Source organism: Microcystis ichthyoblabe FBCC-A1114 (genome assembly GCF_050500245.1).
GTDB classification, from domain to species: Bacteria; Cyanobacteriota; Cyanobacteriia; order Cyanobacteriales; family Microcystaceae; genus Microcystis; species Microcystis ichthyoblabe_A.
The window spans coordinates 954,938-969,016 of record NZ_CP191408.1; the positions used below are offsets into that span (position 1 = coordinate 954,938).

15 protein-coding genes are annotated in these 14,079 nt (G+C 43.6%); 5 read left to right on the forward strand and 10 right to left on the reverse strand.

The features are described from left to right. Nucleotides 1-28: 28 nt before the first annotated feature. Entirely contained in the window at nt 29-1,900 is a 1,872-nt protein-coding gene (locus tag ACQY1Y_RS04565) for a GTPase family protein (protein WP_430014067.1), read from the forward strand. A 248-nt stretch (nt 1,901-2,148) separates the two neighbouring features. Here the strand turns inward: ACQY1Y_RS04565 and ACQY1Y_RS04570 are convergent, their stop codons facing one another. From ACQY1Y_RS04570 to ACQY1Y_RS04600, 7 genes are all read right to left on the reverse strand, one after another. Next, nucleotides 2,149-2,931: a hypothetical protein gene (locus ACQY1Y_RS04570; RefSeq protein ID WP_002734542.1), complete on the reverse strand. Its 783-nt coding sequence runs from the start codon at nt 2,929-2,931 to the stop codon at nt 2,149-2,151. A 176-nt stretch (nt 2,932-3,107) separates the two neighbouring features. Continuing rightward, entirely contained in the window at nt 3,108-3,311 is a 204-nt protein-coding gene (locus tag ACQY1Y_RS04575) for a hypothetical protein (RefSeq protein WP_002732340.1), read from the reverse strand. A 99-nt stretch (nt 3,312-3,410) separates the two neighbouring features. Then, nucleotides 3,411-4,277, reverse strand: a complete 867-nt coding sequence (locus ACQY1Y_RS04580; protein ID WP_430014068.1) for an alpha/beta fold hydrolase — start codon at nt 4,275-4,277, stop codon at nt 3,411-3,413. A 57-nt stretch (nt 4,278-4,334) separates the two neighbouring features. Then, nucleotides 4,335-5,156 (reverse strand): phosphoadenosine phosphosulfate reductase, encoded by an 822-nt coding sequence (cysH, locus tag ACQY1Y_RS04585; protein WP_430014069.1) that lies wholly within the window; start codon nt 5,154-5,156, stop codon nt 4,335-4,337. Nucleotides 5,157-5,398: 242 nt separating this feature from the next. Further along, a complete protein-coding gene (locus tag ACQY1Y_RS04590; RefSeq protein ID WP_430014070.1) occupies nt 5,399-6,199 on the reverse strand; it encodes a tetratricopeptide repeat protein in 801 nt (266 codons plus the stop codon). Nucleotides 6,200-6,241: 42 nt separating this feature from the next. Further along, entirely contained in the window at nt 6,242-6,775 is a 534-nt protein-coding gene (purE, locus tag ACQY1Y_RS04595; protein WP_430014071.1) for a 5-(carboxyamino)imidazole ribonucleotide mutase, read from the reverse strand. Nucleotides 6,776-6,799: 24 nt separating this feature from the next. Then, the gene (locus tag ACQY1Y_RS04600) at nt 6,800-7,522 is read right to left on the reverse strand and encodes a Uma2 family endonuclease (protein ID WP_430014072.1); all 723 of its coding nucleotides are present in this window, start codon (nt 7,520-7,522) and stop codon (nt 6,800-6,802) included. A gap of 332 nt (nt 7,523-7,854) precedes the next feature. On the opposite strand from ACQY1Y_RS04600, the gene ACQY1Y_RS04605 reads away from it, so the two are divergent. After that, on the forward strand, nt 7,855-9,648 hold the full coding sequence (locus ACQY1Y_RS04605; protein ID WP_430014073.1) for a fatty acyl-AMP ligase: 1,794 nt from the start codon (nt 7,855-7,857) through the stop codon (nt 9,646-9,648). A gap of 175 nt (nt 9,649-9,823) precedes the next feature. Beyond that, nucleotides 9,824-10,036 (forward strand): type II toxin-antitoxin system HicB family antitoxin, encoded by a 213-nt coding sequence (locus ACQY1Y_RS04610; RefSeq protein WP_002776225.1) that lies wholly within the window; start codon nt 9,824-9,826, stop codon nt 10,034-10,036. 283 nt (nt 10,037-10,319) lie between these two features. Here ACQY1Y_RS04610 and lspA read toward each other — a convergent pair whose 3' ends face one another. The 3 genes from lspA to bioB are packed head-to-tail and all read right to left on the reverse strand — an operon-like array spanning nt 10,320 to nt 12,515. After that, nucleotides 10,320-10,787, reverse strand: coding sequence for a signal peptidase II (gene lspA, locus ACQY1Y_RS04615; protein ID WP_002776227.1), 468 nt, complete (start codon nt 10,785-10,787; stop codon nt 10,320-10,322). An 11-nt stretch (nt 10,788-10,798) separates the two neighbouring features. Then, nucleotides 10,799-11,449 (reverse strand): biotin transporter BioY, encoded by a 651-nt coding sequence (locus tag ACQY1Y_RS04620; protein WP_103111903.1) that lies wholly within the window; start codon nt 11,447-11,449, stop codon nt 10,799-10,801. Beyond that, the gene (bioB, locus tag ACQY1Y_RS04625) at nt 11,421-12,515 is read right to left on the reverse strand and encodes a biotin synthase BioB (protein WP_430014074.1); all 1,095 of its coding nucleotides are present in this window, start codon (nt 12,513-12,515) and stop codon (nt 11,421-11,423) included. Before bioB ends, ACQY1Y_RS04620 begins: the two co-directional genes overlap by 29 nt. 133 nt (nt 12,516-12,648) lie before the next feature. Between bioB and rfbC the strand changes: the two genes are divergently transcribed. Together rfbC and rfbD are read left to right on the forward strand one after the other, a co-directional pair. After that, nucleotides 12,649-13,194, forward strand: a complete 546-nt coding sequence (rfbC, locus tag ACQY1Y_RS04630; protein ID WP_002732824.1) for a dTDP-4-dehydrorhamnose 3,5-epimerase — start codon at nt 12,649-12,651, stop codon at nt 13,192-13,194. A 5-nt stretch (nt 13,195-13,199) separates the two neighbouring features. Next, nucleotides 13,200-14,075: a dTDP-4-dehydrorhamnose reductase gene (gene rfbD / locus ACQY1Y_RS04635; RefSeq protein WP_430014075.1), complete on the forward strand. Its 876-nt coding sequence runs from the start codon at nt 13,200-13,202 to the stop codon at nt 14,073-14,075. The last annotated feature ends 4 nt before the right edge of the window (nt 14,076-14,079 follow it).

Consider the following 14,079-nt stretch of genomic DNA (forward strand, 5'->3'; position numbering starts at 1 on the left):
GTAGAATGGAAAAAAACCAGATCGAGAAATGTTACGGTTAAAAACTTGGCAAGGGTTGATTTTAGCAGTTCCGATCGCCGCCGTGGTGATTTTTCTGATCGTGGCCGCCAGTGTCCAGATCAATCAATGGGGTTTGAATTGGATTTGGGCAGTTTTTACCCTGATTTTTGTCGCTTGGCGCTTCCTGTTGGTCAAATGGACGCGCCCAGCAGTCGGGGAAATTGAAGCCGCCATCGGGGAAATTAAGGCAGAATTAACCCCTCCTGAAGGTGATTCCGGGGGCAATGTTGAGGAAATTATCGAGAGGATTATCGTCGCGGCCCGCAATGATCGCCCGGTTTGGGAAGATTGGGCGACTTTTTGGCAACGCTGTCAGGATTTGGTCAGTGCCATCGCTCATATATATTACCCCGATGTCAAGTACCCCTTATTAAATATTTACATTCCCCAGGCCTACGGTTTAATTCGGGGAACCGTGGATGATAGCGATCGCTGGATGCAGAATCTTTCCCCAGCCCTGAATCAAATCACCATCGGCCAAGCCTATCAGGCCTACGAAGTTTATCAAAAATTGCAACCCTCGGCCCAGAAACTTTGGCAGGTCTGGAATTGGGCGCAATGGGTAATCAATCCCGCTGCGGCTGTGGCTAAAGTGGCCAGTCAAAAGTACAGCGATCGAGCGGATCAGCAATTATTAGTCAATTTAGGGCAAGTTTTGCGGGAAAATGCCCTAAGAAACCTCTCTCGCCAAGCGGTGTTACTCTACAGTGGCGGCAATCTCGCCCCAACTCTCCCCACGAAGACCAAAATCGCCACCACTACTCTCAAGGAAATTCTCGCCCAAGCTGAACCGATCACGGAAATCGATCGCCAACCGGTTAATATTCTGCTGGTTGGACGCACCGGGGCCGGCAAAAGCAGTTTAATTAATACTCTCTTTCGGGCCGATTTAGCCCAAGTGGATCTATTGCCCAGTACCGACGCGATCCAATCCTACCATTGGCAAACCCCAGAAGGGGACGAGTTAATCCTCTGGGATACCCCGGGCTATGAACAGGCAAATCGGGCTGATGATCGGCAAAAGGTTCTTAATTATGCCAAAAACGCCGATTTATTAATTCTTGTCACTCCCGCCCTCGATCCCGCCCTGGCCATGGATGAGGCTTTTCTTAAAGATTTGCAACAAACTATTGACAATTTACCAGTTATAGTGTGTGTTTCTCAAGTCGATCGCCTGCGTCCGCTGCGAGAGTGGCAACCCCCCTATAATTGGCTGACCGGAGAAAGTCCCAAAGAAGTCAATATCCGCGAATGCTTGCAGTATCGGGCGGAATTATTCGAGGATCTCTGCGATCGCATTTTGCCGATGGTCAGTCAACAGCCAGATAGAGAAGCTTGGGGGGATGAGGAGTTATCAATCGCTTTACTGGGGGCAATTTCACCCGCAAAACAGTTGCGTTTAGCCCGTTTTTTAGCGGATTTAGAAACTCGAACCCTGGCAGCGGCGAAAATAATCGATCGCTATACTTTACAGATGGCCACGGGGCAAGGTTTAACGGCCCTATTAAAAAGTCCTATTCTAGGTTTTATCTCCACTTTAGCCACGGGAAGACCGACTTTAGCCTATCTTTTAGCTGAACAAATTCCTGTGGAACAATTACCAGTAGCGATCGGTAAATTACAGATGGCCTACGAGCTTTCTTCTCTCTTGAATCCAGAGAATAAAAGTTTTGATTTATTGGCACTTTGGCCAATACTATTAGAAAATTCTAGCACTGCCGACAAGGAAGCTTGGGCCTGGGGTCATGCTCTGGTAGAATATTGGACAAAGAACCTATCGATCGAACAGTTCCGGTCAAGTTATCAGGGGTATTTAGAAACGACAAAAACAGGCCTGTAGCCAGATTAATTAAGCTAAAACTTTCTTCCACTTCAAAAGTATAGGAGAGTGGGGAGGAGAGGTTTCTGGGGTTGAGATTTCTGGCCTTTGTACTAAAATTCCTCAGTATGCGGTTTAAATGCAGTGCAGCTTAGATGGGTACGGGAATAAAATAATTACTCAAATCTTTGTTTTTAGGTGTGTTATTGCAGAATAATATACCTTGTTTGATCAATATTTTTTTGGGTTTCTATGTCGCTATAACAATGCTAGATATCATCTAAAAGATGGTTTAATTGACCTTTCAACAAATCTAGGTTCTGATTAGCCTTTTCAAGTTGAAGACTCAGTTTTTTTATTTCCGACTCTTGAAGGCTTATCTTTTCAGAAAGATCGTCTATCTGTTGTTTGCAAGAGTCTAGATATCCACTTTTTATGATATCAATAACATCAAAGTAAGAAATTTTTTGGTCATTCATAAAGCAATATATCTGACATATTTGCTCTAAATTCGATAGTAGAAAATCATTTTTAAATATATCTGAAAATGATATTATACTGGACACGTCAAAACTTTTGTGTCTCAGGGAAAGGATAAGTTTTTCGATATTTTGATGATTATTGGAAAAAGTGTCACTTGAAAATATTTCTATAAATTTACTGATTTCTATTTTCTTGCTTTCTAAGAACAATAACAATTTTAGAGTTTTTGTCTTTATTCGTATTTTTAGATATTCTGCAATCTCAAGGTTATATTTTTGTTCAAAAACAAATTCCAATAGATCTTTAAATGTAACTATTTTTTTAGATACTTCATCGTATGGAATTTCTATGTCAAATTCCTGCTCTATTTGATACAAGAAATTTAGAGCATCATCTTCATCTCCACCATTTGATAATTCAAGAATATAATTATACTCAGTTTTAAAGATGACAAAATCTAAAACTGGCTGAGGTATTTCAGAAACTTCAAATACTTCTATCACAATATTATAAATTCTTGAATAAGTTCTTGAATAAATATCTTCATAAGTTTTATTGTTCATATCCATAATTATAACTATTTTGTTTGTGTTAAAGGTCATCCAATGACAGACTGGCTTGAGTGTAGCATTTTTATTAAACTAATGCAAGCACAAGTAATACTCAACCCTGTTTAAAAAGTATAGAAAAGTAGGCAGGGTGGAACGGTAGGCGAGTGGACAGATTTGGTATAATGCTTCAGCAATTATTGAGATGTTAATTTATTGTAAGCAGAAATAATCGCCGCGTTTTCCCAATCATCATCAAAAGGGAGCGCATCGGGATCTGACAAAGCATTAGCCTCGATTTCTGCATCGCTCATCGATTTAACTCGCTCCCAATCGGTTAAATTATTAATATCTGGGGGATTATTTGTTATATTTATCCTTCCTAAAGCTGGTATTTCCATAGGCTGTGGCCAGTGCAGAACTACAGTGATATACTAAGGATAACTTGCTCAATACTTTCTAGGGAGATTTTGCTATCAATTCCCAGAAAGTATCGGGTTTTAGGTTTTGCGTCCGAGAAAATTAATAATCTGGGGACTAATTTCTTTTGACCAATGTTCTTGGGGATAGTGTTTTGCTTCCGCGAGGGGGATTAATTCCACTCCTGATTTAGTAGCTAATTTTTCAACGGTGACAGAAGATAACCAAGGATCGGCCATTCCCCAGACAAAAAGGATAGGTTTTTCAAAGTTCTCTAAACCTGTCTCAATTTCTGCCATAGTTTTCGATAGGTTTAAATTGCGAATCGTGGCCAGTAAAGCGCGACCCACTGCCGAAGTTTTTAGATAAGGTTGACGGAAAATAGCCAGATCTGCATCACTAATCACAAAACCGCTACCAGTTTCTAAAGTACGATCGACTAATAAGGGGTCTTGAGTCGCCATATCTCCGAGGAAAGGTAGCCCCCATTGTTTCATTATCCAGGGTAATTTAACATCACTGGAGAGGGGAGTATTTAAAACGATCAAGCGCTCAATTTTATCGGGATTTTCTAGGGCGTATTGTAACCCGACGGAGGCTAAAAAACCCTGGACAATGAGGGAGATTTTCGGCAATTGGAGAGCTTGAATAAAATCGGCCAAGGCTTGACAAAAAGCGCTAGGTGTGTAGGCGAAATCTCTGGCATCGGGTTTAGCGGATAAACCGGAACCGATCCAATCGGGGGCAATGGCATTAATGTTATATTCTTCTAAACTGGTCAATAATTCTCGCCAAATATAGCCATGGGCGGGTAAACCATGGAGTAGGATCACGGGGGTTGTGTCCGGTTGTTGAGCGGGGTTAACCTGTCGATAGAACCACTTGAGAGGGCCGACTTCGAGAAAATTTTCTAAAATAGCCATGGTTAATGGGGGATTAATAATCATTAACCATTGTCTAACGTCTAGGAACCGATCGCACCGGCAAATTTCCCACCCCGGCAGTTATAGGGAGCTTGCGTCGAGACTTTGTGCTTCTCCGGGGGTTAAGGGTAAATGAAGACCGCATTCTTGTTTTAAACCCTTGAAACGGGTGTCTCGTTCGTTGCTATCATCGGCGGTTAAAGGCCGACTGGAGTGCCAATCGCCGACGGAGACATAACCCAGATCAAAATAGGGATGGTAGGGAAGATCGTATTTAGTCAGATAGTCGTAGATGGTTTTGGCATTCCAGTCAAGTATCGGTAATATTTTGTAACGTTCGCCCTGTTGATTGACCCATTGGAGAGTTTTGCGGTGGTCGGTTTGGTCGCGACGTAAACCTGCTAACCAAGCGGTGGCCTTTAATTCCTTCAGGGCCCGTTGCATCGGCTCCACCTTGCGGATTTTGTCGTAGAGATTGAGGGAGTCGAGATCGTTATTTGACCACAGTTTACCGTGGATTGCTTCCATGCGGGCGGGACTGAGGGAAGATTGATAAACTTTCAGGTTTAAATGGAGGCGTTGGCTTAAGTCTTCGGCAAATTGATAGGTTTCCGGAGGAAGATAGCCGGTATCGATCCAAATGATGGGAATATCGGGGATAATTGCGGTGACGAGGTGCAACATCACCGCCGCTTGAATGCCGAAACTGGTACTCATCACCAAACCTTCCCCAAAGGTGGCCGCAGCCCAAGCGACGATTTCTGCGGCGTTAGCGGAGTCAAAACGTTGATTAATTCTGGCGAGGTCGAGGGATAGAGGGGAGGAAAAAGACCGGTCGGCAGTGGCGATGAAGGCGGTTTCTAGGGCCTGTGGATGAGAATTAAGCAAGTGTAAATCTGGCATTCTGGCTAAGATTTAAGGTGTACAGTAGCGGCGGATACTGATAGAGTCCAATCTATCCCTGTGATTGGATTATAGCATTGGGCCATCGGCCCGTTCTAGCTATTCCTTTTCCTTTCCAGAGCCTGGTTATTCGATCGAGGATAATGGAACTATCAGACCTCAATTGTATCTTAGTCGCTGATTTCAGGATAATTGGACTCTCAGCCCCGCTACTGCTAGAAAAGTTACTATTTAGTAATTTTTTACTTTAAGTTAAGAAACTTATCTAAGGCTAGAACCATATTCGGCGGCCAACGGCGCACGCTTTTTACCCAATCGAGGTCTTGATAGCGGGTATCCATACCGACGGCGGCTACCCAATTGCTTTCCGCTTCTCCCTGTTGTCCTTGGGTCCATAAAACGGCGCTTAAGGCGGCTCTGACATCGGGGAACATGGGGTATTTGCGGGCAATATTCCGCATTTTTTGGACTGCTTCGGGATATCTGCCCAATTCGTACAGGGCCAGGGCCAGATTAGCTTGCGCCCAGGCAAAATTCGGGGCCAGTTGAGTGGCTTGGCGATAGTCTTTGACGGCGGCTTCCCAGTCCCCTAAACCGCCTTCGGCGTTGCCGCGATTGTTATAGGCAAAGGCATCATTGGGGGCCAATTCTAAAACTTTATTATAATCGGCGATCGCTTCTTGATATTTGCCTTCTCCCTCTAAAGCGGTGCCGCGATTGAGGTAGGGATCGGGGGCATCGGGGGCAATGGCGATCGCTTGGTTAAAATCAGCGATCGCATCCTCTAATTTATTGAGACTAACTCTGGCATTGCCGCGATTACTCCAGACGGCGGGGTTAGTGGGGAATTTGGCGACTAATTGGGTCCAATAGTTTTCGGCCTGGGCGTAATCACCTTTTTCTGTGGCTTCTAGGGCTTTTTCGGCGATAACTTCCCCTTCTCTAATCTGTTCTTCGCTAATAGTCGGGCTATCGGCATAGGCCGCTATGGGTAGGGCAAAAAAGAGCAATAGACTCAATACACAAGCGGTGATCCAACGCATAATTACTTCATAATTTGTTACTTAATCTTTTCTCAATCTACCCTACTTAGGTGAACTCTGCCCTAGATAGTCTTGATAGCCTAGTCGTTGAAGATTGCTTTGTTTTTCGAGGACGGAATCGGTGAGGGATTGACGATAGGCGATAACTTGCTCTAAAAGATCAGCATTACCGATGGCGAGAATTTGAACCGCTAAAAGTCCAGCATTTTTGGCATTACCGATCGCCACCGTGGCCACGGGAATGCCTGCGGGCATCTGTACAATTGAATAGAGAGAGTCTAACCCTTGTAAAGTGCGCGTGACTACGGGAACTCCAATCACGGGTAAGGGGGTTAAAGATGCTACCATCCCGGGTAAATGGGCAGCACCACCCGCTCCAGCGATAATCACTTTTATTCCCCTCTTATGAGCGTTTTTGCCGTATTCAAACATTTTTTCGGGGGTACGATGGGCTGAGACGATGGCGACTTCGTGGCTAATCTGAAAAATCTCTAAAACTGCGATCGATTCTTTCATGGTGGGTAAGTCGGAATCACTGCCCATAATTACACCCACTAGGGGCGCTGCTGTCACCATAGTTACTAGAAAATAATATTTCCCCTAAATTGTATCGGGATCAATGCCTAATTCTCGCAATTTTTGGGCCAATTTTTCCTTAGCTTGTCGTTCCCTTTCTTTCTCTAAAAGAGCCTGTTCTTTCTCTAAAAGAGCCTGTTCTTTTGCCTGTCTTTGCTGTAACTCAGCTTCTTGAGGAGTGGGGACTAATTGACTATTGGCGGTAAAATAACGCAGTTTACGGTCAAATATCCCTAAATATAATCCTAACTGTTCACTCCAGAGATAACCCTGTTCATTGGGAGAAATGGCTTGATATTGTCCCTCAATTAGTCTAAATCCTTGCAATTCTAAACTATTGGGATCGAACCAAAAATAATTAGGAGTGCGAAAGGTATTTTGGTAGAGAATTTTCTTGTTATTGCGGTCAATATTGGCCGTAGAATCGGAAAGAATCTCGACAATTACATCGGGATATTTACCCTGTTCTCTCCAAACCACCCAACTTTTGCGGGGACGCTTTTCGGTATCTAAAACCACAAAAAAATCGGGACCCCAGAAATCACGTTTTTTTAGTTGTTCTTCGTTGTAGTAGATGGTTAGATTTCCCGAAGCGTAGTAATCACTCCTCTCGCGCCATAATAATTCTAGACAACTAAGGAGAATGATGATCTGTTGCAGGTGTAGATCACTTTCCAAGGGTGGTTCATCACTCCATAAATCTGTGTGGGGACAGGCAACTTCTGGGATTATGTCTAGGGCTGTCATGACTTTTTCCCGGTATTTTAGGATTGATTAATTATAGCTTTTTTCTCACAATTGCAGAGATAAGGCGGGGGGATTTTAACCAATAACTTAAGTAAGTAGGCGTTAAAAATCATCAGACACCCCCCTTATCAAGGGGGATCCCCCCGCCTTCGGCTTCCCCCCTTATCAAGGGGGGCTAGGGGGGATCGAACCTAAAATCCATTTTTAATTTAATTATAACCAGCTACTTAATCCTAGACCTTGACCGATCGCCTTTCGCACTTTATCCTAGCGCCATCGCCAAATATGTTAAAACTTCTATACAATGGCCCCCAATAAGTCCGATAACAACGATGACTGAAACCTTAATTCAACCTGCCACCCTAGTAGAACTCTTACATTACCGCGCCACGGCACAACCAGAGGGCCATGCCTACACTTTTCTTATTGATGGCAAAAAAGAAACCCCACTTTTAACCTACAGTGAACTCGATCGCCAAGCAAGAGCAATCGCCGCCTATTTGCAAAAATACCAGGCGCTGGGAGAACGGGCCCTGTTACTCTATCCTCAAAGTTTAGAAGTAGTGGCCGCTTTTTGTGGTTGTCTCTACGCGGGAGTGATTGCCATTCCCGTCCCCCCACCGGAATCAGGACGACTTAAGCGCACTTTGCCCCGTTTACGGGCAATTGTCAAGGATGCTAATGCCACCTTTGCCCTAGTTACCGAAAGTATTCTGACTCTTATTGAAGGTGTGAAGGAAGAATTCCCAGAATTCGACCAAATGAAGTGGATTACTACCGAAAGCATTGATATTTCCCTGGCAGACCAATGGCAAGATCCCCAGGTGGATAAATCGGCGCTTGCCTATCTGCAATATACCTCCGGTTCGACTAATATCCCCAAAGGGGTGATGCTAAGTCATTTTAACCTGATGCACCATTGCGGTTACTTGCAAAAAGCTTGTGGTTACGAACCGGATAGCGTTACCCTCACTTGGATGCCCTATTTTCACGATTACGGGTTAGTCGAGGGTATCACCGTCCCCCTCTACAACGGTACACCCTGCTATCTCATGTCTCCCTTTGCTTTTATTAAGCGTCCGATGCAGTGGTTAAAAAATATTACTAAGTACAAAGTTACTCATAGTCAGGCCCCCAACTTCGCCTATGATCTTTGTACTCGCAGGATTAAAGCTGCCGATTTAGCGGAATTAGACCTGAGCAGTTGGCAGGCCGCGGGAAATGCCGCCGAACCGATTAATCCGAAGGTCATGGCCAAATTTGTCGATACTTTTGCCGATTATGGCTTTTCTTGGCAAACTTTCGCCCCTGCCTACGGATTAGCTGAATATACCCTCTTGATTTCCAATAAACCCAAGGGAACCACCCCAATTATCACCGCTTTGGATGCAACCGCCTACGAACGCGGTAAAATTGTCCCTGTAGGCTCCGATCGAACCACGGGAGTTAGATCAGTCCCCAGTTGTGGTCGTCGCGTCTGTGATACCCGTATAGCTATGGTTAATCCCGATACTTTCACCCTTTGTGCAGCCGATGAAGTGGGCGAAATTTGGGCCAGTGACCCCAGTATGGCCGCTGGATATTGGCAACGGGAAGACGCAACCAAAGAAACTTTTCAAGCTTATCTTGCTGATACAGGAGAAGGACCGTTTTTACGCACGGGAGATTTAGGTTTTCTTCTCGATGGGGAATTACATATCACGGGACGGATTAAGGATTTAATTATTGTCCGTGGTAGTAATCATTATCCCCAAGATTTAGAATGGTCAGTACAGCATCTTAATGAGGTTTTTCGTCCCGATTATGGTGCCGCTTTTTCTATTGAAGATAACGGGGAAGAACAGTTAGTTATTGTCCAGGAATTAGAGCGTCGCAGCGGGGAATTAGATACGGCCAAATTAATCGCCGATATCCGTCAAGAAATCGCCGAAGAACACGAAATTATGACCCATGCCATTGTTTTAGCTAAATCGGGAACAATTCTCAAAACTGCCAGTGGCAAAATTCAACGCCGCGCTATTAAACAGAATTTTCTCAATGGGAATATGAGTATTATCGATGCTTGGTCAGAAAATCCTCAGTTAGTTAGTAAATTTGATCGCTCTATTTCTGAAACAGAAGCATAGTTTTTCGGGTGGGCAATTCTCACCCGATCGAGGTTAACTAATCGTGTTAGGATTAGGTTAAGGATTAAAGTTAGGGTAAACGCCCAAAATGTCACATTTACAAACACTTTATACCATGATGTTGAGAGAGCCGACTATTTTGCTTGTATATGTATTGGATGTATGAGTAAACAGGATGAAAATTCGTTATGAACTGATTATTTACTGGAGTAATGAGGATCAACTATTTATCGTTGAAGTTCCAGAACTGGCAGGATGTATGGCTGATGGAGAAACTTATCAAGAAGCTGTACAAAATGCTGAAATCATTATTCAACAATGGATTGAAACAGCACAGGAATTAGGCCGAGAAATTCCTGAACCTAAAGGACGTTTATTATTTGCTTGAACAAGCACAGGAATATGTAATACTAAATCCAGTTATTAAAAACTGATTATTTATTCCCCCTTTTGCATGAGTGCCTCTGCTGATATGTAGCTTATACTCAACGGATTTATTATGATTGGTACTCAACAGGAATTATCTGGATTTACAAAATATTTAAATGATCAGTATTCCAGGAATATAATACTAAATCACCAATTTTTTTTGAACAGAAAAAGTAAGGGCGAAGCATTCGGATAGGAAATCTACGGTTTCAGCGATAGGTTATCGCTCGAATGCTTCGCCCCTACGGGACCCTTGACTTGTGGGGAAAAGTCGAAATTAATAGGCAAATAATCCCGATGTTAATAAAGACATCAGCCAGATTAAAAACAGGAAAATTAATCAATCTAAAATCGAGAAAATCCACCACATAACCAAACAAAAAGCGATCGATGCCATTGCCGAAAGCCCCTGCTAAAATAAAACCGTAGGCTAATTGTTCCCAACGGCTTAAATGCGGTCCAAAGTAAGCAAAAGCCATTAATCCCAAACTAACTAATAAGGATAGCCATTTGAGCCAACCAACACCGCCCCGAAAAGCACTAAAAGCCGCCCCGGTATTAATCACAAATGTAAAATGAAAAACCCCCGGAATAACCGGAAAAGTATCACCGATTTGCTCAAAACTCTGCACGGTTATATACTTAGTTACTTGGTCTAAACTTAGACCAAGCACCGCCACTATCCAAAACCAGCGATTTTTTTTTAACATTGGCTCTGGCATCAATAAAATAATAATTTACGGAAGAAAAAGGCAATAATTACCACCACACAAATTACTACTAATTGCCCTAAAAATGGCCAGACTGAATAATTCATAAATAGGGTGGGCAAACTATCGGGAAAGGTGATTTGACTGGCTTGGGGCTGAAAAATCGACAATCCCAGCATATATAATAAACCGCACAGATGAATCACTAACAAACCGGCAAAGGCACTTAAAGCCAGAGTTTCTATCTTGGCACGCCAGCGAAAAGCCAGCCAACCACACAGCCATGCCCCCGGCATAAAGCCTAAAATATAGCCAAAACTGGCTTCTTTCAGATAACCCATTCCCCCACCCTGAGCAAACACCGGCAACCAAGTTAAACCGAGAAAAATATAGGCCACCTGGGCAAGAAGCCCGGCATTTTTGCCCCCCAGACAGCCCGTTAATAATACTGCCCCAATTTGGTAAGTTATGCCTAGTTTTTGCGAAGATAGACCCGCAGCTGACCAACTAGCTAGGCTTACTGGAACAAATGTACTAAAAATTGTCAGCAACAAACCAATCAAAGCCCAGATTAACTCATTGGGAACCGACGCGGAAGTGCGCCGCGGCGGAGATTCTCGTCCTCGACGTGATTTAGGTTGTCTGTTGGGGTTGGTATTCACCGGGGATGGGGGCTTCTCCTCCTATTAAACTAAGATCAGCCAACATCGCCTGATCCTGTTGGGGCGGTTGTCCTAGGGTGGTCAAATAATGCCCAATCAGCATAGCATTAATTCCCGATTTTAGCCCCAGATTTTGCAATTCTCCCATCACTGCCTCTCGTCCCCCGGCATAACGGAGAATTTGTTGGGGTAAGATAAACCGGAAAATGGCGATCGCTTTTAGGGCAGTCAAGGGATCCAGTTTGGGTAAATGACCTAAAGGGGTGCCACTTCTGGGGTTTAATAGGTTAATCGGCACTGATTCCACTTCTAATTCCGCCAGAGAAAAAGCTAAATCAATGCGATCAGTCCAACTTTCCCCCATACCGATAATTCCCCCCGTACAAGCCTGAATTCCCGCCGCTTTCAGGTTTTTTACCGTTTCTACCCGATCCTGCCAACTGTGGGTGGAGACCACGTTAGGATAAAAATTCTCGGAAGCTTCCAGATTGTGATTATAACGGGTAACTCCAGCTTCTTTTAAGGCCTGGGCTTGGGGGAGGGTTAACTCTCCCAAGGCGCAACAGGGTTTAATCTTGGCGGTTTCGATGATTTCTTGAACTGTGGCCAGTATTTCCTCGAATTCCTTGGATTTGGGGCTATTATACTTTAATCCCCGACCTTGACTAACTAAACAGAAGCGTTTGGCCCCCGCGTCGGCTGCCGCTTTCGCATGGCTGACGATTTCCTCGCGACTTTTTAAACCGTAGATAGGCGAATCTTGACCGGGATGGTGGACGGATTGGGAACAAAAACTGCAATTTTCCGAACAACTTCCCGATTTTATGTTGATAATGCTACATAAATCTACCGTATTACCACAACAGGCCTGACGAATGCGATCGGCAGCCTCACATAAGCTGAAAATATTTTCCTGACCTTCGATCGCAGTTAAAGCTAGGGCCTCTTGCTTACTGAGTCGATCGCCGGCGATAATCTGATTAGCCCTAGTCTGTAACCAGTTTTTTAAGGCTTCTCCCTCCATGGGGATAGATTGAGTAGCGGTGTGTGTAGAGACTTGTACCACGTCGTTTATGCTCTGACTAAGTTAGGCTCATCTTATCATTATTCAGTTACCGGGGAAAGATTAATAAAAAACTTTAGAAAAAAATGCCCTTTTGTGCTAGACTACCCGCAAAAGTTATCTTGTCTCCGATTTTATGAAAGTTATTCCGACGGAAATTCCTGATGTTTTAATCATTGAACCGCAAGTTTACGGAGACGATCGAGGTTTTTTCTTGGAGAGTTTTAATCAGAAAGATTTTCGAGAAAAAACTGGGGTTAATACCACTTTTGTCCAGGATAATCACTCTATGTCCCTAAAAAATGTCCTGCGAGGATTGCACTATCAAATCCCCAATCCCCAGGGTAAACTGGTGCGAGTGGTGAATGGTAGTGTTTTTGATGTGGCAGTGGATGCGCGTCAAAGTTCCCCCACTTTTGGGCAATGGGTAGGCTGTGTTTTAAGTGCGGAAAATAAACGGATTTTCTGGGTTCCCGAAGGTTTTGCCCATGGCTTTCTAGTTCTCTCCGATCGAGCAGAATTTCTCTACAAAACCACTAATTATTATTATCCAAAGTACGAAAAAACTATTTTATGGAATGATGCCGATTTAGGGATTGATTGGCCCCTAGAGACTCCGCCGATTCTCTCCCCTAAAGACCAAGCTGGACAACCCTTTAAATCCGTGGAAGTTTTCCCCTAAAGACGATGAAAAAAGTTTTACTAATTGGTGCTAAAGGTCAGGTAGGACAAGAGTTACAAGTAACTTTACCATCCTTGTGCGAAGTTATTAGTATCGGTCGAGAAGAACTAGATTTAACTAACTCGGAAAAAATCAGCCAGTTAATTAGGGAAATTCACCCCGATTATCTGGTTAATGCCGCCGCTTATACGGCAGTGGATAAAGCCGAAACCGAACCAGATTTAGCCTATTCTATCAATGCTATAGCTCCAAAAATCATGGCGGAATCTGCCGAGAAAATTAAAGCTAAATTTCTCCATATTTCCACCGATTATGTCTTTGATGGTCGGAAAAATACCCCCTATCTAGAAACCGATCTAACTAATCCTTTAGGGGTTTATGGACAATCAAAGTTAAGGGGAGAAGAGGAAATTAAAACTGTTAATTCTCAGGCAATTATCCTCCGGACTGCTTGGGTTTACGGCAGTTATGGCAAAAGTAATTTTGTCAAAACTATGCTGAGATTAGGCAAGGAAAGAGAGGAGTTAAAAGTAGTTGTTGATCAGGTGGGAAGTCCCACTTGGGCAAAAGATATCGCCACGGCCATTACTCACCTTCTAATTAATGTCGATAATCCCCCAGGAATCTATAATTTTACTAATAGCGGTGTCGCCAGTTGGTTTGATTTAACTAAAGCGATTTTTGAGGAGGCAAAAATAAGCGGTATTCCCTTAAAAATTCAGAGAGTAATTCCCATTACTACTGCTGAATATCCTACCCCAGCAGTGCGTCCGGCCTATTCGGTTCTTTCCAGTCAAAAAATCTCGCAACAATTGGATTATATTCCTCCCTATTGGCGAGATTCTCTCAAAGCTATGCTCAACCAACTATTTAATCTTTAAAACT